This window comes from Xenorhabdus stockiae, assembly GCF_002632825.1.
GTDB lineage: Bacteria > Pseudomonadota > Gammaproteobacteria > Enterobacterales > Enterobacteriaceae > Xenorhabdus > Xenorhabdus stockiae.
Genome location: NZ_NJAJ01000006.1, coordinates 146980 through 172456, shown reverse-complemented (window position 1 = coordinate 172456; position 25477 = coordinate 146980). Strand labels below are relative to the sequence as shown.

Here is a 25477-nt window from a genome sequence, read left to right as displayed (position 1 = left end):
ATACCACCGTTACTGCATCCGGCAAATGGTCCTGCGGGCCTTACCTATTCGGAAAGGGAAAATTCACGGTATCGGCGGAACAGTTTATCAGCCATGAACTGCACTCTACGGCACAGGTATCCTATAAAATCCAGCCAGCGAATGGCGCTTCTTCATTAATCGACTTACATTTTAACCACCATTCTAAATATTAAGTCTCCTATCTAAGGAGATTTGAACGCAATGAACTACGGCATAGCGCCTCCTGATAGGAGGCGTTTTTTTTAACCTCAGACTAAGAAAAAATGTGAAATTCTGGAGCTGTAATTACAATAGTATTAGGATGGTCTTATTTAGTTAGTTAATAATTATAAAAGTTTGTATTCACCATGATCATCCGTCCTAACCAACACTGGTTCTTTCGTCTATTTGACTGGCATGGCTCAGTCTTATCAAAAATCACCTTCCGTTTAATGCTGAATATACTCATGTCTATCATCGCAGTTGTGAGTTATCAGTGGTATGAACACCTTGGTATTCATTTGACCGTCGCCCCGTTTAGCCTGCTGGGGATCGCTATCGCCATTTTTCTCGGTTTTCGCAATAACACCAGCTACAGCCGTTTTGTCGAGGCCAGAGCACTTTGGGGATCGTTATTGGTTACTCAACGCTCGTTGTTACGCCAGATTAAGAGTATTCAGCCAGATGAAACTCAGTTACATCAACAATTTTCTGTTTTACTTATCGCATTTAGCTGGAGTTTAAAACATCAGTTGCGTGGCACTGATCCAAAAGAAGATTTATATCGCCTTCTGCCCGCAGAAATATATGCTGAAATTATTCACAGCCCAATGCCAACTAATCGGTTATTGCTGAAAATGAGCCTTCTTCTCGGTGAGTGGAGGAAAGGGGGTTTATTAAGTGATATTACCTATGAAATGATGGATAAGAACCTCAATGAGCTTTCCCATATTCTGGGTGGCTGTGAACGTATCGCCGGTACTCCCGTACCTTTCGCCTATACACTGATACTCCAGCGAACGGTTTATCTCTTCTGTACCCTATTGCCTTTTGCTCTGGTTACCGATTTACACTATATGACACCATTTGTTTCGGTGTTTATTTCTTATGCTTTCTTATCATGGGATGCGTTAGCTGAAGAATTAGAAGATCCATTCGGAACTTCACCCAATGATTTACCTCTCAATGCCATTTGTACCGTCATTGAACGCCATCTGATGGAAATGAATGACCAGACGCCATTACCGGCTTTATTGCAACCTAATGAAAAATTCAATCTGCTCTGATTATTTACCTTCATTTGATTCAAGGCCGAACAGCAGGCTCGGTTTTAATGTCTTTCCCAAAAAACGAGCCTGAATCAATGTATTATATGAGGCGCTGAGATTCTGAATCCTTCAATGCAGTCAGCGATAACTTCACCGGAACAGATTTGGATGTGGGTGTACCTGTACCATGACCAAAGCTGTCCATCGGTACTAACGGATTGGTTTCAGGGTAATAAGCGGCAAGATTACCGCGCGGAATAGTGTAAGGGACTAATTTAAATCCACATACTTTGCGCTCAATACCGTCGTGCCAGATGGTCTCGATATCAACCAGATCTCCCTCCTGATAGCCCGATTGAGCAATATCTTCCGGGTTCATAAACAAGACCTCCCGTTGACCATAAACGCCACGATAGCGGTCGTCTAAACCATAGATGGTTGTATTGTATTGATCATGGGAGCGCAAGGTTTGCAAAGCAAAAGGAACGTCTTCTCCAGCAATTTGGGGAAACAGTGTGTCTGGCAATGGTGCATGACTAAATTCAGCTTTTTTACTCGGGGTCTGAAAGCGCAACTCTGCCGCCGCATTACCAAGATAGAAGCCGCCCGGATGTTCACATTTTTTATTAAAGTCAGCAAAACCGGGAATAGTTGCGCTAATGTGATCACGGATTTTGTTGTAATCTCCGGCTAATTCCAGCCAGTTAATTGCTGGCGTATTACCTAAAACCGCATTAGCAATGCCCGCAACAATTGCTGTTTCAGAACGCTGTGTATCAAATAGTGGTTTGTTTATCCCTTCGGAGGCGTGCACCATGCTGAAAGAATCTTCTACCGTAACAAACTGCGCACCACTGAGCTGAATATCCTGTTCTGTACGCCCCAGTGCCGGTAGGATAAGAGCATCTTTTTTACCGGTAACAAGATGACTCCGATTTAATTTTGTACTGATATGAACAGTCAAATCACAATGTCGAAGTGCTTCTTCTGTACGTGGGCTGTCCGGCGCAGCAGCAGCGAGATTTCCACCCAACGCAATCAGTACTTTCACTTCATCACGCAGCATCGCTTCCAGCGCTTTCACCACATTATGACCATGAGCACGGGGAGGTTCAAAACCAAAGTGATTTGCCAGACTATCAAGGAAAGCCTGAGACGGTTGCTCATTAATCCCCATCGTCCGGTTTCCTTGTACGTTACTGTGACCACGCACCGGACACACTCCAGCACCAGGTTTACCTAACTGACCAAACAGTAATTGCAGGTTTGTGATCTCACGAACTGTATCAATAGAGTGTTTATGCTGAGTAATACCCATTGCCCAAGTGCAAATCACACGTTCAGCATGCAGATAAACATCCGCAGCTTCACGTAGCTGTTGTTGCGTCAGACCTGATTGTTCCTCTATAAATGACCATTGAGTGGCAGCCACTTCCTGTAAATAAGCCTCCACACCTTCGGTATGAGCCGAAATAAAGTCTTGAGCAAAAATACCCGCTGCTCCGGCAGCTATACGAGCGTTATTAACTTCCAACAACGCTTTGACCATCCCCCGCACAGCAGCCATATCTCCGCCTAATTTAGGCTGATAATAACGGTGGCTGATATTGCCTGCCATTGGAGTAACAATTTCGAGGGGTTTTTGTGGATCAGCAAAGCGCTCTAAGCCGCGTTCACGCAATGTATTGAAGGTAACAATTCTGGCTCCGTGCTCTGCCGCGTGCCGCAGGCTATGCAGCATCCGTGGGTGATTTGTACCGGGATTCTGCCCAAAGACAAAAATGGCATCTGCATGATCAAAATCATTCAGACGAATCGTTCCTTTACCCACTCCCAGACTTTTCAGTAACCCGTAACCGCTGGCTTCATGACACATATTTGAGCAATCAGGAAAGTTATTCGTCCCCAGTACCCGGCCAAATAGCTGATACAGCCATGAGGCTTCATTACTGGCCCGACCGGAAGTATACAGCTCCAGTTGGTTCGGGTTTTCCATTCTATTAATGTGTCTGGCGATCAAAGAAAAAGCCTGCTCCCAGCTAATAGGCTCATAGTGATCTGTCTCATGGTTATAGCGCATCGGTTCAATAACGCGCCCTTGATATTCCAGAAAGTAATCGCTTTGTTCGTAGAGTTTGCTAACACTATGTGTGGCAAAAAACTCCCGGTCTACATAACGCCGGGTGGCTTCCCAAGTAACTGCTTTCGCGCCATTTTCACAAAAGCTGAAAAGACTTTTGTTATCATCACCCCATGCACATCCCGGGCAGTCAAAGCCTCTGGGTTTGTTCATGCGCATCAGATTAACCATATTCTTTAATACTTGTTTACTATCAAAGACAAAACGTGTTGTTGCCTCCAATGACCCCCAACCTCCCGCTGCGGCGTGATAGGGTTTTATTTTTGATTTGAATTTCATAACAATCTCTATTTTTAACCTGGTGGTCAAAGAATTGGCCACGGATGGCAGATGAATCAGGAACGCCGAACAGATTTATTGTGATACTTATTCCGTTCTTATACAACGAGAAAACCGAATTATCTTCCTGTTGATACTGTAACCTGCCATGTGATGGATATCACATTGTCAGATAGCATATTTGAGTTGGTGAAAATAAATGCAATGATAAGACGTTAGCAAGATAAAGTATTGTTCATTTTTAATTCAATTGTGAGCATTTTTTATACTTTATCAAAGGGGAAAGTTGAAAGACGAAGTGTATATTAGGAAAAATAATAGCGTGGTGTCATATGTACTACCGTGATGATTTTGGTTTTTTGCTTTTAAATAAAAAAGATAAATTAGACTATTACAGCCAGCAAAATACTTTTATTAAAAATAAAGCCACTGCCCTGACTGTTTATAATGAAATGACAAAGAAAACACCATTCTGGATACGTTTGTCTTTTGCAATCAGAGATAAAATATCAAGTCTCGCAGGTGTTGAAAAAATCAATGGGTTCTCTGGCGGGCATTTAGACGAAAACATGCAAGAAGGAAGCTCTATTGATTTTTTTAAGATTATCCGTATCAGTAATGATGAATTATGCCTGCTATCAGAAGATATACACTTAACCGTTTTAGTCTCCCTGAATGTTTTATCAAATGATAATCAGGGAAAAGGCTATAAAGTTACTGTCACAGCATCCGTTATTACCCATAATTTTTTTGGGAAAATGTATATGATCCCGGTAGCTCTTGCACACCGTATTATTGTGAACCGTATGCTCAGGAAGATGACACTTTCCTGACAGACTGAATTTCATCGGTTATCACATATTCTCCACCACAAAATAAACAAACGTGCCGACATAATTACCAATAACATAACCAACTGTACCAATGACCATAATCGGTCCGACCAAGGAATTCCAGCCACGGCTGATTGCCATTGCCGCCGCTGTGGTTGGCCCGCCAATATTGGCATTACAGGCAAGAATATTTTCTTCCAGACTGAATTTAAATATTTTCCCTGCTGAGAAAGTGATCAACAGGTTAATCATGGCAATAATAAAAACAAAGACAAACAGCAATGGCGCATTACTGATAATAGCGTGGACAGATGCCGGTATGCCGATAACAACAAAAAACATATAAATAGCGTAAGTGCCTAATTCCTGCGTACCATTAAGATTGCTGAAGGTTTTTTTGAATATCGATACCAGAATAAATGTCACTGTAGTAAGAAGCAGGTATTTATCTGATATTAAACTGAAAACCAGTTCCTGATAGATGCTGTCAGGCTGCCCGAACAACGCCTTTAACCATGATGAAAGATGGAATGACAGCGCCACAATAAAAATTGACCATGCCAGTGCCAACGCAATATCTTTCAGAGCAATATTTTTTGGTTTCCAGTAAGCAGCAGCTAAAGTCCGCGATTTATCCAGTTCAGGATTATTGTCAATCGCATCAGAATAAGGGCTTCCCCAGAATTTCCTTGCCACTGACCAGCCGGATATGACCATCAGGATAATAAAATAAGCGGCCATCATCATATGATCAGCAACAATAGCGGATGCCGTCATACTTTCAGATGGTGCTAATTTGGCTGCCATTGCGGCAAAGTTGACCCCACCCCCCGTATAAGATGCAGACATCATCCCACTGATTTTATCCAGCTCTGGGATATATCCTCTGAGTAAATGAAAGGCAACAACTGTGCCAATCATCGTCGCGACAGAGGAAATCAAAAATAATATAAATAACCGCCAACTGCCGGTAATCAGATTATGTAAATTGGTTTTAAATAACAGTAGCGGAATGGCTAAAGGGACAATATATTCCCAGACAACATCATAAGCGGGAGCTTCGGTCGGAATAATATGTAAGTTAGAAGCAAAAATAGCGATGACCAGAGCAATAACAGCGCCCGGTATTTTAGTGGCCCATTTATATTTTTGCTCCAGCATAATTGCAGCCGCTACCGCAATCATAATAAAAGCCCACAGCATTAATGAATTATCAGCGTCAATTAAGGTATTTTTCATTATGTAATTTAACCTCTTATTATGTTCAGACCGATAATATTCTATATTGTGCTGTCTGATCCCCTGATGCCTTCCACTGCACCATAAACAGCCTGAGCATTTTTATAGAATGCCCATAAAGCATTACCATAATCGTAATGCCACCATTCAGTCGGCAGGTTAGTAAAGCCAGCCTGAACCATAATGTGATGCAATATCCGACGGTATAATACTGCCGGCATGTTTGTATCCGATGCTTGTTCTAAGGCTGCGGTGTAAGACAGATCATCTACTTCATCAAATTCTGTGCCCATAAACAATGCGTTACCGGAGGCAATATCAAACAGCGTCACATCCACTGAACCCCCTGTCAGATGGGGACTCACCGGATTTTGCTCAGTCGGGGCCGGTGCCACAAACTGTTCCAGTAATAGTTTTTGTTCTTCAATGGATAAATAGCTGTACTGCTGCGCAATGGTAGCCCGTGTTTTCTCCTGCAATGCAAGCTGAGTTTCTCGTGAACGCCACCCATCCAAAACTAAAAGCCCTAAATGAGAAGGTAATAATTGTGAAGCCTGTATTAATTTTTCAGCCACGCTTTTTCTTACTGCACAATATTCAACAGCACCATTGATACCAGCAAGAAAATAAACCGGTTTCAGTTTTATTTTATCCGTTTCATAAATAATTTCTAAAGGTTCATGACATTCATTAATAGATATTTTATTAATGCTTTCCCAGTCAAAAAGCTTTTTTGTACTAATTTTACGCTCAGTAAAAGAATGCAGCATATTAACCTTCATATTCTTTTTTGTTTTCACTTAGTTATATTTAAATAAACTTTATTAATTAGTTAAATAAAAGAGACTTTAATCATTAATTTAATTTATTTGAAAATAACAAGGTATTTACAGACTAGCAACAAAGTTAAAAGCTATCAAATTTTAATTTTCTTTCTGTTGAACCGGTTAAATACCATTTAAAATTGTGTCGGTTACACAAGATGCAATGCCAAATCTTATATGACAAAATATGTGTCGGTATCCCCTAATATTCGGAGGAAGAATACCAGACGGTATTCACAACACAACATGACTCAAGCGCATCCACAAGACCATCAGTTGCAAGTAGAAGCCATTAAATGTGGCACAGTTATCGACCATATTCCGGCTCAGATCGGTTTTAAATTATTGTCTCTCTTCAAACTCACAGAAACTGATCAGCGTATTACTATTGGCCTGAATTTGCCTTCCAATCACTTAGGGAAGAAAGATCTGATCAAACTCGAAAATACCTTCCTGACAGCCCAGCAGGCAAACCAGCTCGCTATGTATGCACCACATGCAACCGTCAATAACATTGAAAATTATGTTGTTGTGAAGAAAATGCCAATCAACCTGCCAGAACAGATTGACGGTATCCTTGTCTGCCCTAATGGTAACTGTATCAGCCATAATGAGCCTGTAGAAAGCAGCTTCCATGTGATGGAAACGGCAAATGATGTTATCGTTCGCTGTAAGTACTGTGAGAAAGAGTTTGATCGTCAGGCTGTTATCAACAACGATTAAGATCCCGCAGTTGATGCCAAGCCGAGTGACACTATAATAAAGCCTTCTCAACATATACCCTATGGATTTCGAGTTGTATCGCGGCGGCAAAAGAGAAAATCCCCTGAGCATAGATAACTATGCGACTGGGGTGCGCGAGTGCAGCCAACAAAGAGGCAACTTGAAAGACGACGGGTATCTTTAATTCTGACGTTAAACAGGAGTTCCCCTAATGTCACGTTCCATTCATACCGAAAATGCACCAGCCGCAATCGGCCCTTATGTTCAGGGTGTTGATCTGGGCAGCATGGTTATTACTTCCGGTCAAATCCCTGTTGATCCAAAAACAGGTGCTGTTTCTGAAGATATTACTGCGCAAACTCGCCAGTCACTGGAAAACGTTAAAGCCATCATTGAGCAATCTGGCCTGAAAGTTGCCAATATTGTGAAAACAACTGTATTTGTTAAAGACCTGAATGACTTCACTGTTGTAAATGCTGCTTATGAAGCGTTCTTCACTGAACATAACGCGCCATTCCCTGCTCGTTCATGTGTTGAAGTGGCGCGTCTGCCAAAAGATGTAAAAATCGAAATCGAAGCGATTGCAGTACGTAGCTAATTCATAGCGTTATCAACCCTGATAGGCTCAATATTGGGGTTGGTTGCTCTTTTTTGTGTATATCTCTTTGTGGAACAACTTCCCCTTTCTTTGTCTCAGATCAATTTATTGAGCGCTATATTCGCTTCAATACTCCACATATTGTGCTTAAATATAAAATAACCACTACATATAGTGCTTATGCACAAGGTTATCCACATAAAGTTAAAAACTAGCCATTATGCAACTGTCATTGTGATAGGCACAGCAATAGTCGTTACGATTTATCTGGTGGATAACATACTGAGGAATTCTATTGTGAAAACGGTTGTGATGCAGCGTAATGACCATCTGGTTAACGCCGAGGAAAATACTCTCCACGGATGGCATGATCGTCTGGATCAGGAAATACGCGGTCTGCTCGAACAAAGCGACCTGCCTTTACTCAATGAAAACGCGAATAAAGATGCCAGAGTGATCCCTACTCAGCGTGATTTGTTGGCGGGGATCGTTGCCAGACAGTATGCCAAACAGCATATGCTGCCGAGTGATGTTGTTCTGGCACATGAGAAAGGCGAAATTCACTACCATGATCTAGATTATGCTCCATTTTTCCCGATGTTTAACTGCATGTTGGTCGATTTAGAAGGGATGCTGACCCACGGCTTTAAAATGGGAAATGCCGAGATTGAGCCGCCAAAGTCTATCTCCACAGCGACTGCCGTCACAGCCCAAATTATTGCTCAGGTCGCCAGTCATATTTATGGCGGCACAACCATTGACCGCATTGATGAAGTGCTTGCTCCCTTTGTTAAAGCCAGCTATCACAAGCACCTGATTATTGCTGAAGAGTGGCAAATCACAGATAAGAAAGCTTACGCAGAAGCCCGCACGGAAAAAGAATGTTACGACGCGTTCCAGTCTCTGGAATATGAAGTGAATACGCTGCATACCGCCAATGGGCAAACGCCGTTTGTGACATTCGGATTTGGGTTGGGTACATCAAAAGAATCCCGTTTAATTCAGACGGCTATTTTACGTAATCGCCTCGCAGGTCTGGGTAAAAACCGCAAAACGGCAGTATTCCCGAAACTGGTTTTTGCCATTCGTGATGGGCTGAATCACCGGTTTGGTGATCCCAACTATGACATCAAATTATTGGCGCTGGAATGTGCCAGCAAGCGTATGTATCCCGATATTCTTAATTACGATCAGGTGATAAAAGTCACCGGCTCATTCAAAACCCCGATGGGTTGCCGAAGTTTTCTGGGCGTTTATGAAGAGGATAGTCAGCAGATTCATGCCGGGCGCAATAATTTAGGCGTTATCAGCCTGAATCTTCCCCGCATTGCAATTGAAGCAAAGGGTGATGAAATGCGCTTCTGGCAGTTATTAGATCAACGCTTGCTGGTTGCCAGAAAAGCATTAATGACGCGCATTGAGCGGCTGGAAAGTACCAAAGCACGGGTCGCCCCTATTCTCTATATGGAAGGAGCCTGTGGAGTAAGGCTAAAAGAAGATGACAGCATTGCCGAAATCTTCAAACATGGGCGGGCTTCTATTTCGTTAGGGTATATCGGTATCCATGAAACGATTAATGCGTTATATGGTGACCATACTCATCTATTTGATAATGAACAGCGCCGCCAAAAAGCACTCGCTATCGTTGAACATCTGCGTAAAGCCATCGATGAATGGAAACAGCAAACCGGCTATGGCTTCAGCTTATACAGTACGCCAAGCGAGAGTTTATGTGACCGTTTTTGTCGTCTTGATGTCGCTGAGTTCGGAGTAATCAGTGGAGTTACAGATAAAGGCTATTACACAAACAGCTTCCATCTGGATGTAGAGAAGAAGGTCAATCCTTACGATAAACTGGATTTTGAAGCACCATACCCTCCGTTAGCGAATGGCGGTTTTATCTGCTACGGCGAATATCCCAACCTACAACATAATTTAAAAGCACTGGAAGATGTGTGGGATTACAGTTATTCCCGTGTTCCTTATTATGGAACCAATACCCCGATTGATGAATGCTATCAATGCGGTTTTACCGGAGAGTTTTCCTGTACCAGTAAAGGCTTCACCTGCCCTGCTTGTGGTAATCATGATTCAGCCCAGGTTTCCGTGATAAGACGGGTTTGCGGGTATCTTGGCAGCCCTGATGCCCGTCCATTTAATACGGGTAAACAGGAAGAGGTAAAACGCCGCATTAAACATCTCAATAATGGGAATATTGGCTAATACCATGAATTACCATCAATATTATCCAGTCGATGTGGTCAACGGCCCCGGAACCCGCTGCACTCTGTTTGTCGCGGGTTGCTCCCATCAGTGTCGTGGCTGCTATAACCAGACAACGTGGCGGACTGATTCCGGTCGTCCTTTTACTCTGGCAGTTGAAAATCAGCTCATCGCTGATCTGAATGATCATCGTATCAGGCGACAAGGGCTATCATTATCCGGTGGCGATCCACTTCATCCCGATAACACAGCAGCGATTCTCAGGTTGGTCAAACGGGTCAAAACAGAGTGCCCGGATAAAGATATCTGGCTATGGACAGGCTATGTTCTCAACGAATTAAATGAACTTCAGCAGGAGATTGTCAGCCATATTAATGTATTAGTTGACGGGAAATTTGAACAGGAGCAACAAGAGCCGATGCTGATCTGGCGGGGCAGCCGTAATCAGGTGATTCACTATCTGCGCTGAGATTAACGCTGCCAGTATAATTTTTTGCCAAAACCAAACGAATTATCCACCATTTTGATCTCATTCAGGTTCAATTGCCAAATAGGTGTTTTTGCCGTTATCGCAACAGGAAACTGGTGGCAATAAGCCGCTCTGGCAATGGTTTCATCTTTACCTGTCAGCGCAACCACCTCACCACGAAACTGAATACCTCTGATCTGAGAAATATTGTGCGTTTGATCTGCAATCGTTCCCGCAACGATGGCATTTTCCTGCATTATTTTACCGTGACGCGTATCAGCTTCGGTCATAAACCAAAGAACCATTTTTTCAGCGTCAAAGAGATAAAAACAACTGGCACACCAGAGATCCTGAGGTGAAGAAGTACAAAGTGTGAAGACATGTTGATTGGCAATATACTGAGATATTATTAATTTTTCTTTATCCGATTCCATCTATTTATATACCGTTATATTTCTGCCTTTTAATCAGAACACGTTAGATAGCTTCCAGTGACGTGTTCTGATATTTATCTAATAAATAAGTATAGTCTGGGGTAACTATAAGTTATTTATAGATTTCAGCAACACCATACAATTTATTTTTGCCGGTTGCAGAAATAATACGGAAAGATTGGGCTCCAGCTTTATCAGCTTTTTTGGATAATGCCTCAGTCAGGCTATCCAGCGTTTCCGCTCCTGCTACAGAAACCACACCAATTTTCTCTCCAGCAGCACTTTTGACCTCAGTTGCTGCGAATGAACCAAATGAAATAGCACTTAATGACAACACGGCAGCAATAAATTTCACATTTTTCATCTTTAAATCCTCTGACTACTTGTAAATATAGGAGTTACCCTTTGTGATGCGGATCAATTTATACGCTTATCAGAAAAATGATAATTAGCAATTACTGCTATTCTTATTCAATAATTTTGAATTGAAAAAATGATCACCTACGGTGAATAGACATATAATTTAATATAATCCATAAGTTATAATTGTAGAAATATAATCATTAGGATGATAGACAAACAATGTATTAATTTTTATTGTGATTGATACATTGGAAATAACTTAAGAAAAATAATGAATATTAAAGAATCTGATTGGTATCTTTACCTGATAAAAACGCGGAATGGTTCATTATATACTGGAATTACGACAGATGTTTCTCGCCGTCTGGCTCAGCATACAGCCGGAAAAGGAGCAAAAGCGCTGAAAGGAAAAGGGCCATTAACGTTGGTCTATCACAGCGCAATGCCAGACAGGAGTACGGCTTTGAGACTGGAATATCGGGTAAAACAACTGAGTAAGCAGCAAAAAGAAAGGCTGGTGACTGCCCAGCCTGTCTGTATAGTTACCTACCTATCATAGGTTCTGTTAACTGAGTTTTGTTCACTTACATGCTGCCATCAGAATACCGGTAACATGTCATACGTCAGCAAAATGACGGGGATACGTGACCAGACCATGGCAATCATCCAGCGAGACATCTGCCAGAGTGTAAACCTGAAAATATCGTTCACAGCCAGACCATTGGCAATGTAGTTGATACTCTTCAGCGGGCCTGAAACCAAATCTCTGATAATATTCAAGCTCACCAAGTACAACCACTGCCCCATAGCCGAATTCATTCAGGCTGTCCAAGCCTTCATACACCAGCTTCTCGCCAATCCCCTGACGACGGTACGATTCGGCCACCGCCAATGGCGCTAACCCAACCCAGTTATGATCCTGTCCATTGACATCAACCGGTGTAAAACCAACATAGCCAATCACGTGACCTTCATCGTCAGTCGCAACAACACCCAGTGTCAACAAGCCATCTTCTCTTAGCTTGTGGACTAACTCAGCTTCTGCCGATGTCTCAAAGGATTCCCGCAACAAGCGATCAATCCCCATAGCATCAACCGGAATTTCGACCCTGATTAACATGACGATAACGCGCGATCGTGCTGATCAGCGCCCTCTTTCTGTTCCATTTTGATAAATTCAGCTAACTATAATAAATCAAAATGGAGAGTGGATTTAACCTAATACAAGCCAGTTCCTTTTTCATAAAAAGGAATTTGTTATTCTGCCAAAATACTGTGATATTTCCTGATGCTATCTCAAAAATCCGTCATAAAAACTGACATTGAGATGCAGTAAATCAGCATCTGAAACCTTTACACGGAACCTGCCCCAAATCAATATATTTTCACTATCTCTCTGACGATAATTCGAGATTATTATTATTTCCTTCTCAGGTGTTTCATAAATCCTCTCAGCTCCCGTAATTCACCATTACGTAGCATCCCAACCAAGATCCCCAGGATCATATAGATAACACCAAGGAGTAAGATCATCGCAATATCCCCCAGCATACTTTGCAGAGGCATATTCATTTGGTTTATACCCGCAATAATTTTAGTTGCCCATGTGGATGGTAAAGCGGATGAGATTGCCCTTACCCAATCTGGCATTGCCTGTATGGGCCAGGTTGTGCCGGAAATATAGAACACCGGAGTGGTAATGAACGCCAGTGTCAGATAAATCATTTCCACACTGCGTAAGCACTCTGTAACCAGTTTGCCCAGCCCCAGTACCGCCAGCAGGAATGGAAAAGTCATCAACAACAATTGATAGACTGGCGCATCCTGCCTGTATCCCAGTACCCACGGCCATAGCACAAAAAAGATGACAGATAAAAACAACCAGATAGGCAACAGTGCGGACAGCGCTCCCAGATAGACAGGTAGCGGGGGCTTGCCTTTGGGGGTTTCACGTATAGCGATGCTGACACGCACACTGGCTATCAGTAGGGAGTGCTGCAAAAGCATGACTAATAATCCGGGGAAGACAATGGCGGCATAACTCACCCCAGGATTAAATAATCCGACTGTTTCTCCTTTAATTGGCTGTAACAGAACCTTCACCTGTTCTGTGCTGAACCCCGACTTCAAAAGTAATTTTGTATTGTATTCTGATAGTAACTTTTGATAAGCCAGTATTAAATCCTGTTGAATCTCCCCGTTAGCCAGACGGTTAGTCGCATCACCATAAACCGGAACTGTCACATTGTTCCCGCCTAAAAGACGCTTCTCGAAATCTGTCGGGATAATGATAATGGCAAATATTTCCCGATGCAGCATGTCAGCACGGGCATCCTCGAGACTGGCATAATTTTTGGTTTCTACTTTTGCTGTCGCATCAACGTGACGGATCAATGCACGGCTCATATAGCTGTTATCCTGATCAATAACCGCGACGGGCAGATCCCATAATGTGGGTTTAACGTAAACCAGACTCATGACGCACAGAGAAACAATCAACATCAGCCACATGGGTTTTTCCAACATTGACAACAATACCGTGCGGAAAGTCTGCCAGTACATTTTCCAGTTATTCATTTTCCGGCTTCCCGCATTATAGGCTCTCCCCAGACTGACTAAGCCGTTTCCACAGACGATTGCGAACCAGTAAGGCACAAACCAAAGGGTAAATTGCCAGTAACATGCAAACGTAGACGATGATTTTTAATGACACTTCCCGTAAAAAAATATCGAACATAGCATTTAAAGCATGGGTTAACGGTTCCAGATTTGAAATAAGTCTTGCTGGCCACACCATTGATAATTCAGGCATAACCATACCGGAAAACGACATTGCGATACTCACCAGCATCCCAATAAGGGTATAAGCCGTTATTGCACTGTTGGTAAAAGTAAACAGTAACAGGCCAATACTTTGAGCCGCGATCACATAGAAAAACCCAACCACAGGCATATAGAGCGGGTTACCTGCAACTTTGGCATCAGAAAATGCCACCAGCGCCATAATTTCTACCATCAGCAACAGAGTGAAAATCAATGTATGCGGAGCCAGTTTCCCTATTAAAGCCGGTACAAATGATTTTTCGCTCAGGAGATGTTTACCTCTCGCCATGGTATAAATCGTACCGGTTACAACAAAAAGCTGTAATAAGTGGATGGTTGCAGCAAATTGCTGGTAGTAAATATAACTGCCACTGGCATTGAACAGACTGTCATAAGACATGGTCGCTCTGGCAAGCGGAGGGAGTTGACGGCCAATTTCAGATGCGATAACACTACGATATTTAGCATTCGTTTCTGCCATCAGCCCACTAAAATCCACAGATGCATAACGACCCGCACCATAAAACAGCGCATTGTAATACATCCTCACTGTTGGCTGTTTCCCACTCAGCGCATCTTTTTCAAGATCAAAGGGAAGATAGAGCAGAGCATAATCCTCTGCGCTGCCCAGACGCTTTAAGGACTCAGCCAGACCACCATCATAAGTTTTGATATTTGCATGGGGTGCTGCATTCAGATTACGGATCAGCGATCGTGATAAGGAACTGTGATCATTATCCACTGCCGAAACAGGCAGGTTTAACAGCGTCCCTTCCGAAAAGGTGGCACTGATTAAGATAAACAGCAACAACGGAAACAACCAACTCAGCCAGTGAAAAACCGGGCTACGAGATGCAACCTTCAGTTCCTTATTAAAGGCCTGCTTAAAGATATTCCATTCATGAGCATGCCATCTAAAACTATTGCATCCAAAGCTGCTCCACTTAACACCAAACCATCCACCTTTTTTGTTCATCAGCCTGCCACCTTAGCGACCCCAGAGCCATAACGCACTCATACCGGGGCGCAGACCATCAATCGGTTGTGATGGGTATAAACGTACTTCAAATGTTCTCAGATCGAAGTCCCCTGTCGCGCGGGTTGCACGTTTTGTCGCGTAATCTCCCATTGGCGCGATATAACGCACTTCTGCCTCAATCTCTTTGTTATCCAGCGCCGGTACACGCAGTTTAACTTTGTCACCTTTGCGCACTTTTGCCAGAATATCTTCACGCAGGTTATAGACGAAGTAGGTTTCGGGAATACGTACGAGGGTTGCCAGTGGGCTGCCGGCATTAAAAAGCTGACCGACTTCTGCCGGAAGTGGCCCGATTTCACCAGCAACAGGGGCTGTTACCTGTAAATCATTACTCTGAATTTTTAATTCCTGTAATTTTTCTTCCGCTTCATTCAGTGCAGCCTGATACTGTTGCCTCAGTTCAATACGATCGCCATTTTTTCCCGCGTCCAGATCTGCTTTCGCTGCCAACATTTTCTGATAGGCGATATCGCGGGCATTTCGGGCATTATCCAGTTCACTGGCAGATGAATAGCCTTTGACTGAAATATTGCTCAGCCGCTCAAATTCACGCTTTGCATTTTTATAGCCAAATTCTGCCTGCAAAAATGCAGCCTCCAGACTGCGGATATTCTCTTCCCGTGTACCACTGATGGATAAATCGAGTTTTGCTTTGGCCTGATCACGGGCTGCCTGAGCAGCGGCAACTTTTGCAGCCAATTCAGGGCCATCAAGACTAATCAGCAATTGCCCTGCTTTAACATCGTCACCTCTCCTAACGTGAAGCGCAGCTACACGTCCGGATGCTTTGGACGTAATGATCACTTCAGGAGCGTCAACTTCTCCCTGTAACAATAAATCCTGATGATGTGAACGAAAGAGTACAGCCATTGCTGTCAGAAAAATAATCAGCAATATTGTGAAAAGTGTTCTTTTCTTCATTATGTTTTGTAAGCTCCAAACATACTACCCGAACAAAACTCGTCGGAGATTTACGGCATTAAGTTTAACTGAACCCATGCAACAACATGGTCTTAATTTGTCGTTTTAACCCTTAATCTCTATGATCTGTTTCTTATCGAATGACGATTAGTTGCCTAGTGTGACACTATTTTCACAAATCCTTTTTAGAAATTCGTGCGCTTCATCATTGACAAAAGTTAAATACTTTGCTCAATCATTTATAACATTATATACCTAATCAATTTTTAGGGGCGGCATGGAAGGAAATTAATCAATTTTCAGAGTCGAATTGCCTTACTTAATACTTTTTATAATTAAAATTAATTTATTAATTAATATTTTATTATAAATAAAAGAATCGCTCTTATTTGCTTTGCATCTAAATACATTTCGATAATAAATCAAAGTAGCAATACTTAATAAAATGAAAATGAAAACAAAAACCAGTAATAATTAGCAATAGATATTTAATTGTCAAAAAATTCATTATATTTAGAATTATTTCATTCCTTCATCAGATAATTTCCCATCATGTAAATAAGCACTCTGCAACGCTATGAATCAATTGATATAATCAATAAAATCATAGTGTTGAAAAATAATGAGACAGGTATAAATTACTTCTTAATTATTCTATTTCTAGCTCTCTTTTTTTATTTTAAACGACTAATATAGAAAGTAGTGTTGACCAAAAAATAAATTTATGCTGGAATAAAAAACCACATATATTATTTATTCCAGATAAATAATCCATGCGTTAATTGTCTAGCAGAATTTTTGCTAGCTCATTTGTGGTGCCTTAAATAAGGCAATGCCACTTTGCCATTCTTTTATACCGTCATCACCTGACGCTTTTACTGTTACAGGTCTAATATTTATGTATAAAAAACTTGATGAGCCGTGGGTAAAAAATCAGCAAGCTGTGCTGAAACGAGTAGCCTGGGTAAACATTATCGCCCAGTTTTCGTTTCCACTGGCTGGCGCATTTGCTCCCACTATCGCCATGGCTGAAACACCGACGACTTCTCAATATGCTCCTTTGATAGCAATACCGACAGAGTCTTATATCCTGAAACCAGGAGAAACTATTTACACAATTGCTAAACGCTATAGTTTCACTATTGATCAACTTAAAGAAATAAATCAGTTACGCGCTTTCCATAAGCCATTTTCAGAACTTAACGCAGGTGATGAGATTAACGTTCCCAAACCTCGTCCTAATAAGTATTTACCCTTCAATTACTTTTCATCGGCACAATTTGTATCAAGGCCGGTTGAATCCGGACAGATGGAATCAGGGCAGTTCCCCGAAACCGATGATACCGGCAGCTCTCTGGCAAATTCAGCCACTCGCATCGGAGAAATACTGAGCAGCGATAACGTAGGCAACAGCGCAATTAATCAGTTAAGTAATCTGGCTGTAGGCGAAGCCAATCAACAACTCCAGAATTGGCTGGGACATTACGGTACAGCACGGGTACAGGCTAACATTGATCGACGCGGTCACCTGGATGGCAGTCAGCTTGATATGCTGCTGCCTCTGTATGATAGCGAGAGTAAAATGAATTTTACTCAGTTTGGCCTACGTCGTATTGATAAACGCAACACCATTAATTTCGGAGTCGGGCAACGACAATTTTTTGATGGCTGGATGTTGGGATATAACGCTTTTCTGGATCACGATTTTACCGGAAATAATACCCGGTTTGGCCTCGGTGCAGAATATACTCGCAATTATCTGAAACTGGGAATGAACGGCTATTTACGTTTAAGTAACTGGAGAGAATCACGCTTCCTGAAAGATTATGATGAGCGTCCTGCTAATGGGTTCGATCTGAGAGCACAGGGCTATATCCCCGCTCTGCCGCAGTTTGGTGGTAAGCTGGTATATGAACAATATTTCGGCCATGAAGTCGGATTAATCAATAAAGATCACCGCGGGAAAAACCCGGCTGCGTTTACCGCTGGCATTAACTATACCCCTATCCCACTACTGACTTTTGGTATCGACCGCAAACAGGATATGTCCGGCAATGGAGATACGCAGTTCAATTTAGAAATGAATTATGAAATCGGCACTCCGTGGTCAAAACAAACTAATCCTGATGCCGTTGGTTTCAGTCATACTCTACAGGGTAGCCGATATGATCTCGTTGATCGTAATAACCAAATCGTTCTGGAATACCGTAAACGTGAAGTTATCCGCCTGACATTAGATAGCCTGATTTCCGGTCATGCCGGTGAAATAAAACCGATTCATATTAGTGTAAACAGCAAGTATGGATTGAAAACGATTCAGTGGGATGCAGCAAACCTACTCGCCAATGGCGGTAAAATTGAACGCCAAAGTGACAAGCTTTACCTGCTGACACTACCTAAGTATCACCATAGTGGTAACAATGCTTATACCATAAGCGCGATTGCTTATGATGAACACGATAATGCTTCCAAACGGGCAGAGACTCAGATTCAGGTGCTACAAGCAGAGGCAAGTGTTGATAAATCGACATTCACAGCAAGAGATCACGAGCTGTCCGCCGATGGTCATTCCAGCACCACCCTTAAACTGATGCTAAAAGATGGCAATGGCAACCCGATTCCTGATTCTGCCGAAGATCTCAAATTCGTCAGCAGCGAATTAAGTGGAGAAGGCGAAGCACCAACGATTGGAAAAATCAAAGAAACTCAACCGGGCACCTATGAAGCATTACTCACTGCTGGCGAAAAAATAGGTGTACTGACAGTAACTGCTAAATTCAAAAAGCTGAATTTCACACCAATAGAAATCACGTTCTTCCATCCTGATAAACCCATCATTAAAGATGTCAGAATGTCTGGCCGACTGGAAATGGGCCATACGCTTAAAGCGACCTATACCTTCAATGCCAATAATGGCGAAAGTACAGACAAGTCGCGCTATGAGTGGGGAGATAAAGGAAATGTTGATATTACTAAAGGCTCAACAATTACTGAATCAGGTAAAATCCCCACTTATACACTGACACTGGAAGATGCAGGCAGAGTCAAAGCACTCGTTGTTCAGGCACAAAACGGGCTTCATATTACTGGAAACACAAAAACGATTGATACCAGTATGGGCCAGGAACAGGGTAATTATACCTATGGCGGTACAGAAGGCGGCAAAATCAAGGGCATTGCAGATAATCTGAAAGTCACCGCCAATACTGGCAAAGCTAAAAAAGGCGAAACAATTACTCTGAGTGTACAAACATTCAATCACGGTCACCCCGTAAGAAATGTGCCGGTAGAGGTAAAAACCACTGAGGCACTGAATCGTCAGAACATTCATCAGGCGGTAACACTACAAGTCAATGGTAATGCCGGTCACTACCAGGGAGTCACTGGTGATAATGGCACATTATCCCTTCCCCTCACTGATCCACATGGTCTGGGTGTCAAAACAACGTTACAAGTAGCAGGGTATGGAGTTTCAGCACCGCAAACTGAGAATGTCATCTTTACCGTTGCAACCAGTCCTGATTCTCAATATGCGAATTTCTGGGGACATATGGCCGATACAGCGACAGGGGCGAATGGACGTGTCTTTAGCCGACCTCTGCTACAAGCAGAATTGGATGCTATGGGGATGCATGGAATGACTACATACACCGAAAATGGTGAACACTGGCCGCGCCGTATTTATCGGGGAGCCGTGTGGTATTGCCATAAAATACATAAAGAATTACCGACAAAAGAAGATCTACTCAATCTGTACCAAATCCACCAGAAGAATGAAATGCATGATCTGTACGGATGGCCACAATTCCGTTCTTATCGCTCTTCAACTTCAGGAATAGATGACGACGGCAAAAAAGCCCATTATGCCGTTAATATTGATGACGGAACAGCGCATGTTATCAACGAAACAGTGACCGATTACGTTATCTGTATATAATCCTTCTACACATTTTATGAGCAAAAATCCGCTCTATTCAGGGCGGATTATCTTCTTCTCATCCAAAACTACGTTAATTCCCGCTATTCTATTGACGATGTTAAATTCAAACTTTGATAATAACTGTATAAATTTATTTATAATTATTAAATCTACTGTGAAAAAAAATGTATGAATTTAACCTCGTGTTATTACTTCTCCAGCAGATGTGCATTTATCTGGTGATTGCCTGGCTGCTGAGTAAAACACCTCTGTTCATCCCTCTACTGCAAGTGAGTGTTCGCTTACCTCATAAGCTGATGTGTTATGTCATCTTTTCCATCTTCTGCGTGATGGGAACCTATTTTGGCCTGAATGTGAATGATTCTATCGCCAATACCCGCGCTATCGGTGCTGTACTCGGCGGTTTACTTGGTGGGCCGACTGTTGGGGCAATGGTCGGATTCACCGGGGGATTACATCGCTATTCTCTTGGTGGAATGACAGCATTCAGCTGTATGGTATCAACAATCATAGAGGGTGTACTTGGCGGCCTTGTCCATATTTATTTAATGAAGCGAGGCAGGATCAATAAATTACTTAATTTATGGACTGCGGCTATTGTGACTTTTTTTGCAGAATGTGCCCAAATGGGAATTATTCTGCTGTTTACTAACCCCTTCAGTGAAGCTCTCCAGTTAGTAAAAAATATTGCCGCTCCGATGATTATCGCCAACAGTATCGGTGCTGCCATGTTTATCCGTATCTTGCTGGACAGGCGGGCTATCTTTGAAAAATATACCAGCGCCTTTTCTGCTCAGGCGTTGAAAATTGCGGTGTGTACCGAAGGTATATTACTGAAGGGATTTAATGAAATTAACAGTATGCGTGTGGCAAAAGTCATCTATCAGGAACTAGAAATCGGTGCTGTGGCAATTACAGATCGGGATAAGTTACTGGCGTTTATTGGGATTGGCTCAGACCATCATCTGCCGGGCACTCCCATTGCCTCCGAGCAATCACATCGCGCAATAGCCAATAATGAGGTCGTCTATGCCGATGGTAATGAAATCCCTTATTGTTGCTCTCTAAACCCCACTTGTAAGCTGGGTTCAGCATTGGTTATCCCTCTTCGGGGTGAGAATCAGCAAGTCATCGGCACAATCAAATTGTACGAAGCCAAAAACCGCTTATTCAGTTCAATCAACCGGACGTTAGGGGAAGGGATTGCCAGCCTGCTTTCAGCCCAAATTCTTGCCGGGCAATATGAGCGGAATAAACAATCTTTGCTGCAATCAGAAGTGAAGCTGCTTCACGCGCAAGTGAATCCTCACTTTTTATTTAATGCCCTGAATACATTGCAGGCCGTAATACGACGTGACAGCCATCAGGCAGGCCAGCTCGTACAGTACCTCTCAACATTTTTCCGCAAAAATCTGAAACGTCCGGAAGACATTGCCACACTGCAAAATGAGATAGAGCATGTGAATGCTTACTTACAGATTGAGAAAGCGCGCTTCTGTGAACGCCTCCAGATAACCATAGATATCCCTGAATCACTGCGCTACGCCAGATTACCCGCATTTTCCCTGCAACCTATGGTCGAAAATGCAATTAAACATGGCACATCACAGTTACTGGATACGGGAAGAATTACGATTAGAGCCTACCAGCAAACCAATCTGTTATTGGTTGAAATTGAAGATAATGCAGGGCTGTATTGCCCACAAAAATTGGGGGATGGACTTGGGATGAGTCTGGTAGATAAACGGCTGCGACTTCGCTACGGTGAGCACTATGGTGTCCGTGTTGATTGCCAGCCGGAAGAGTTTACTCGTGTCATTTTGTGTTTACCATTGGAAGAAGAAGCTGATAAGAAAACGTAAATATGAATGTATTGATTGTTGATGATGAGCCACTGGCCCGCGAAAATCTACGCTGCCTGCTGGCAGAAGAAACGGATATTCAAATCATTGGTGAATGTGCCAATGCAGTAGAAGCAATTGGTACTATTCATCGTCTGAAACCGGATGTGGTTTTCCTTGATATTCAAATGCCCCGCATTACCGGGCTGGAAATGGTGGGTATGCTCGACCCGGAGCACCGCCCCTATATCGTTTTTCTCACTGCTTTTGATGAATATGCTATACAAGCATTTGAGGAACACGCCTTTGATTATCTGCTAAAGCCGTTGGAAAAAGAACGGTTGAGCAAAACATTACAGCGACTGCGTTCAGGCTATCAAAAACAGCATCTGGCAGACTTACAGCCAGAAAATGAGCAGCTGAAATATATCCCCTGCACAGGACATAGCCGGATATGGCTGATGCAACTGGATGATGTGTTATACATCACCTCACGCATGAGTGGTGTCTATGTGATGAACGCCAACGGGCAAGAAGGTTTTACGGAGTTAACTCTGCGTACACTGGAAACCCGTACTCCCCTGACCCGATGCCATCGCCAGTATCTGGTCAATATGACCCATCTGCGGGAAATTGTTTTCGGGGAAAATGGTCACGCAGAATTAGTTTTACGCAATGATGCACGTATTCCCGTCAGCCGCCGTTATTTAAAACCTCTCAAAGAGGAACTGGGATTGAATTAATCATTTTGTCTGCACCCTATCTATACACAATGGATTTCAAAATGCATCGCGGCAGCGAGGGAACTCATCCCCGGGAGCATAGATAACCGTATGTTTATAAAAACGGTGACTGGGGTAAGTGAGCGTAGCCAACAAAGAGGCAACTTGAAAGACGAAGTGTATAAGCCAAAATAAAATAAGGATATGTATGGTCGATCTCTACCTGAAAATTAAAACCAATCAAATGACCCTGAAAAATCTCAATAATCAAAAAGAACTGAGTATTACAGGAAACTTCAGCACTTCTCGCTTATTGGTTGGGGATTTCTATGATGCAAAGCTGCAATTGGATTCGTTGTTTAAACAACATGGTCTGATGCGATTTATTGAGAGATTTCTTGGGCGCAGACATCGGCTACTTATTCATCCATTGGAACAATCCGAAGGTGGCCTTTGCTCCGTAGAAGAACGGGTATTACTGGAAATTACGTATGTTGTCTCCAGAGCAATTATCCAAAAAATGATTATCCATCAAGGTGAGTGCTTACTTTCAGATGCGGAAGTTAAAGATATTCTAGGCCGAAAATAATCCGAATAAAAAAAGAAAAGCCCTTTCTCCAGTAAGAAGAAAGGGCTTCTTTATATCAATTTTTCAATGTGTTACAGCTAACACAAAGCAACTCTCAATGGCGTATTACACGTTACCATTGCTTGGTTGCTGGCGGCGACGCTGACCACCGTTGAAATCGTCATTGCCACGGCCACGGAAAGAACCGCGCTCACCGCCACCACGACGTTCATTGTTATTAAAGCGACGACCACCACCGTTGCCGTTGCCAAAACCGTCACGATCACGACGTGCACCGTTACCGCCATTACCACCATTACCGCCGTTACGACCACCACCACGACGCTCACGACGTTCAAATGGCTGTGCATCACCTAACAGCTGCATATTCAGTGGCTTGTTCAGGATACGAGTACGAGTGAAATGTGACAGCAGGTCTCCCGGCATGCCTTTTGGCAGCTCAATAGTAGAGTGAGTTGCGAACAGTTTGATGTTACCGATGTAACGGCTGCTGATATCACCTTCGTTAGCAATCGCACCAACAATGTGGCGAACTTCAACACCATCATCACGGCCCACTTCAATGCGGTACAGTTCCATGTCGCCAACATCACGACGTTCACGACGAGGACGATCACCACGGTCGCCTCTGTCACCTCTGTCGCCACGATCACGCTCACCGAAGCCATTACCATTACGGCGACGGTCATCACCACGATCATTGAATTCACGACGAGGACGACGAACAGGATCTGGTGGCAGGATCAGTGGACGTTCACCCTGTGCCATTTTCAGCAGTGCTGCTGCCAGTGTTTCCATATCCAGCTCTTCACCGGTGCCCAGCTTAGACAGCAGAGCGCGGTATTGATCCAGATCGCTGCTTTCCAGCTGCTGCTGAACGTTACCAGCAAACTTCTCCAGACGACGCTGACTCAGCAGTTCTGCATTCGGCAGTTCTACTTCTGGGATTGTCAGCTTCATTGTACGTTCAATGTTACGCAGCAGACGACGTTCGCGGTTTTCAACAAACAGCAGAGCGCGACCTGCACGGCCTGCACGGCCTGTACGACCGATACGGTGTACATAAGACTCCGCATCCATTGGGATGTCGTAGTTAACAACCAGGCTAATACGGTCAACATCCAGACCACGAGCAGCAACGTCAGTTGCGATCAGAATATCCAGACGACCGTTCTTCAGACGCTCCAGAGTCTGCTCACGCAGAGCCTGATTCATGTCACCGTTCAGTGCCGCAGAGTTATAGCCATTACGCTCAAGAGTTTCTGCCACTTCCAGAGTTGCATTCTTGGTACGTACGAAAATAATCGCTGCATCAAAATCTTCTGCTTCAAGGAAACGTACCAGTGCTTCGTTTTTACGTACACCACCGTAAACAGACCAGTAACTCTGGCTGATATCCGGACGGTTGGTTACGCTGGACTGGATACGAACTTCCTGTGGTTCCTTCATGAAACGACGAGTAATACGACGAATCGCTTCAGGCATAGTTGCTGAGAACAGCGCAGTCTGATGTTCTGCCGGGATTTGGCTCATGATGTTTTCAACATCTTCGATAAAGCCCATACGCAGCATTTCGTCAGCTTCGTCCAGTACCAGACCTTTCAGGTTAGACAGATCCAGCGTACCACGCTTCAGGTGATCCAGCAGACGACCTGGTGTACCTACAACAACTTGTGGCCCCTGACGCAAAGCACGCAGCTGAACGTCATAACGCTGTCCACCATAAAGTGCGACAACATTCACACTGCGCATGTGTTTAGAAAAATCTGAACATGCTTCAGCAACCTGTACCGCCAGTTCACGGGTCGGTGCTAACACAAGGATCTGTGGAGCTCTAAGCTCAGCATCAATATTATGCAGTAGAGGTAAGCTAAATGCCGCAGTTTTACCACTACCAGTCTGTGCCATACCCAGCACGTCACGACCATTTAACAGGTGAGGAATGCATTGCTGTTGAATTGGAGAAGGCTTCTCATAGCCCATGTCTTGCAACGCAGAAAGAATTGGTGCTGATAACCCTAAATCAGCAAAAGAGATTTCAGTCTCAGTGGTCATGTAATGGTGCCTCATTAATCGTGGCGGCCAGTCTACATAACACAGTGAAAAGAATTTCTGTCATTTTCATTTAAAATGTGAACTGGCTCAAATTATGTTATTAAACGAACAAACAAGCCCCCACCCCTTAAGATGTGGACTTAAAAATCTGTCG

The 25477-nt window shown here is 43.2% G+C and carries 22 protein-coding genes; 12 read left to right on the top strand and 10 right to left on the bottom strand.

Features of this window, described 5'->3' with window-relative positions; translation table 11 throughout:
• A partial coding sequence (locus Xsto_RS21845) for a hypothetical protein (protein ID WP_211284284.1) occupies nt 1-194 on the top strand: 194 nt, incomplete at its 5' end.
• 174 nt (nt 195-368) lie between these two features.
• Nucleotides 369-1286 (top strand): bestrophin family protein, encoded by a 918-nt coding sequence (locus tag Xsto_RS04520; protein WP_099124209.1) that lies wholly within the window; start codon nt 369-371, stop codon nt 1284-1286.
• A gap of 82 nt (nt 1287-1368) precedes the next feature.
• Here Xsto_RS04520 and Xsto_RS04515 read toward each other — a convergent pair whose 3' ends face one another.
• The gene (locus Xsto_RS04515; protein ID WP_099124208.1) at nt 1369-3687 is read right to left on the bottom strand and encodes an FdhF/YdeP family oxidoreductase; all 2319 of its coding nucleotides are present in this window, start codon (nt 3685-3687) and stop codon (nt 1369-1371) included.
• A gap of 332 nt (nt 3688-4019) precedes the next feature.
• Between Xsto_RS04515 and Xsto_RS04510 the strand changes: the two genes are divergently transcribed.
• Nucleotides 4020-4520, top strand: a complete 501-nt coding sequence (locus Xsto_RS04510) for a DUF2867 domain-containing protein (protein ID WP_099124207.1) — start codon at nt 4020-4022, stop codon at nt 4518-4520.
• Between the two features lie 21 nt (nt 4521-4541).
• On the opposite strand, the gene Xsto_RS04505 is transcribed toward Xsto_RS04510, so the two are convergent.
• Nucleotides 4542-5759, bottom strand: coding sequence for a DUF819 family protein (locus Xsto_RS04505; RefSeq protein ID WP_099124206.1), 1218 nt, complete (start codon nt 5757-5759; stop codon nt 4542-4544).
• Between the two features lie 41 nt (nt 5760-5800).
• Complete coding sequence (locus Xsto_RS04500; protein ID WP_169926587.1) at nt 5801-6529, bottom strand: M15 family metallopeptidase; 729 nt, start codon at nt 6527-6529, stop codon at nt 5801-5803.
• Between the two features lie 300 nt (nt 6530-6829).
• Here Xsto_RS04500 and pyrI point away from each other — a divergent pair, with 300 nt between their 5' ends.
• The 4 genes from pyrI to nrdG all read left to right on the top strand — a co-directional run bounded on the left by pyrI (nt 6830) and on the right by nrdG (nt 10596).
• Entirely contained in the window at nt 6830-7306 is a 477-nt protein-coding gene (gene pyrI, locus Xsto_RS04495; protein ID WP_099124204.1) for an aspartate carbamoyltransferase regulatory subunit, read from the top strand.
• Between the two features lie 211 nt (nt 7307-7517).
• The gene (ridA, locus tag Xsto_RS04490; protein ID WP_086955166.1) at nt 7518-7904 is read left to right on the top strand and encodes a 2-iminobutanoate/2-iminopropanoate deaminase; all 387 of its coding nucleotides are present in this window, start codon (nt 7518-7520) and stop codon (nt 7902-7904) included.
• Between the two features lie 180 nt (nt 7905-8084).
• A complete protein-coding gene (nrdD, locus tag Xsto_RS04485) occupies nt 8085-10127 on the top strand; it encodes an anaerobic ribonucleoside-triphosphate reductase (protein WP_099109418.1) in 2043 nt (680 codons plus the stop codon).
• A gap of 4 nt (nt 10128-10131) precedes the next feature.
• Entirely contained in the window at nt 10132-10596 is a 465-nt protein-coding gene (gene nrdG, locus Xsto_RS04480; RefSeq protein ID WP_099109427.1) for an anaerobic ribonucleoside-triphosphate reductase-activating protein, read from the top strand.
• 2 nt (nt 10597-10598) lie between these two features.
• Here nrdG and Xsto_RS04475 read toward each other — a convergent pair whose 3' ends face one another.
• On the bottom strand, nt 10599-11030 hold the full coding sequence (locus Xsto_RS04475; RefSeq protein WP_169926586.1) for a YhbP family protein: 432 nt from the start codon (nt 11028-11030) through the stop codon (nt 10599-10601).
• A 112-nt stretch (nt 11031-11142) separates the two neighbouring features.
• The gene (bhsA, locus tag Xsto_RS04470; RefSeq protein WP_099109417.1) at nt 11143-11394 is read right to left on the bottom strand and encodes a multiple stress resistance protein BhsA; all 252 of its coding nucleotides are present in this window, start codon (nt 11392-11394) and stop codon (nt 11143-11145) included.
• Nucleotides 11395-11664: 270 nt separating this feature from the next.
• Here bhsA and Xsto_RS04465 point away from each other — a divergent pair, with 270 nt between their 5' ends.
• Nucleotides 11665-11952, top strand: coding sequence for a GIY-YIG nuclease family protein (locus tag Xsto_RS04465; RefSeq protein ID WP_141554487.1), 288 nt, complete (start codon nt 11665-11667; stop codon nt 11950-11952).
• A 57-nt stretch (nt 11953-12009) separates the two neighbouring features.
• Here the strand turns inward: Xsto_RS04465 and Xsto_RS04460 are convergent, their stop codons facing one another.
• The 4 genes from Xsto_RS04460 to Xsto_RS04445 form a co-directional block, all read right to left on the bottom strand.
• On the bottom strand, nt 12010-12513 hold the full coding sequence (locus Xsto_RS04460; RefSeq protein WP_099124203.1) for a GNAT family N-acetyltransferase: 504 nt from the start codon (nt 12511-12513) through the stop codon (nt 12010-12012).
• A 299-nt stretch (nt 12514-12812) separates the two neighbouring features.
• Nucleotides 12813-13970: an ABC transporter permease gene (locus tag Xsto_RS04455; protein ID WP_099124202.1), complete on the bottom strand. Its 1158-nt coding sequence runs from the start codon at nt 13968-13970 to the stop codon at nt 12813-12815.
• Between the two features lie 16 nt (nt 13971-13986).
• Complete coding sequence (locus Xsto_RS04450; protein WP_099124201.1) at nt 13987-15192, bottom strand: ABC transporter permease; 1206 nt, start codon at nt 15190-15192, stop codon at nt 13987-13989.
• 12 nt (nt 15193-15204) lie between these two features.
• Complete coding sequence (locus tag Xsto_RS04445) at nt 15205-16176, bottom strand: HlyD family secretion protein (RefSeq protein ID WP_099109413.1); 972 nt, start codon at nt 16174-16176, stop codon at nt 15205-15207.
• 898 nt (nt 16177-17074) lie between these two features.
• Between Xsto_RS04445 and Xsto_RS04440 the strand changes: the two genes are divergently transcribed.
• The 4 genes from Xsto_RS04440 to Xsto_RS04425 all read left to right on the top strand — a co-directional run bounded on the left by Xsto_RS04440 (nt 17075) and on the right by Xsto_RS04425 (nt 23268).
• On the top strand, nt 17075-20113 hold the full coding sequence (locus tag Xsto_RS04440) for an inverse autotransporter beta domain-containing protein (RefSeq protein WP_099124200.1): 3039 nt from the start codon (nt 17075-17077) through the stop codon (nt 20111-20113).
• A gap of 167 nt (nt 20114-20280) precedes the next feature.
• Nucleotides 20281-21978: a sensor histidine kinase gene (locus tag Xsto_RS04435; protein WP_099124199.1), complete on the top strand. Its 1698-nt coding sequence runs from the start codon at nt 20281-20283 to the stop codon at nt 21976-21978.
• Nucleotides 21979-21980: 2 nt separating this feature from the next.
• Entirely contained in the window at nt 21981-22700 is a 720-nt protein-coding gene (btsR, locus tag Xsto_RS04430) for a two-component system response regulator BtsR (RefSeq protein ID WP_099109410.1), read from the top strand.
• A gap of 187 nt (nt 22701-22887) precedes the next feature.
• Nucleotides 22888-23268 carry a hypothetical protein gene (locus Xsto_RS04425; RefSeq protein ID WP_099124198.1) on the top strand — a complete coding sequence of 127 codons (381 nt, stop codon included), beginning with the start codon at nt 22888-22890 and terminating at the stop codon, nt 23266-23268.
• 105 nt (nt 23269-23373) lie between these two features.
• Here the strand turns inward: Xsto_RS04425 and Xsto_RS04420 are convergent, their stop codons facing one another.
• Nucleotides 23374-25323, bottom strand: coding sequence for a DEAD/DEAH family ATP-dependent RNA helicase (locus Xsto_RS04420; protein ID WP_099124197.1), 1950 nt, complete (start codon nt 25321-25323; stop codon nt 23374-23376).
• Nucleotides 25324-25477: the final 154 nt, after the last annotated feature.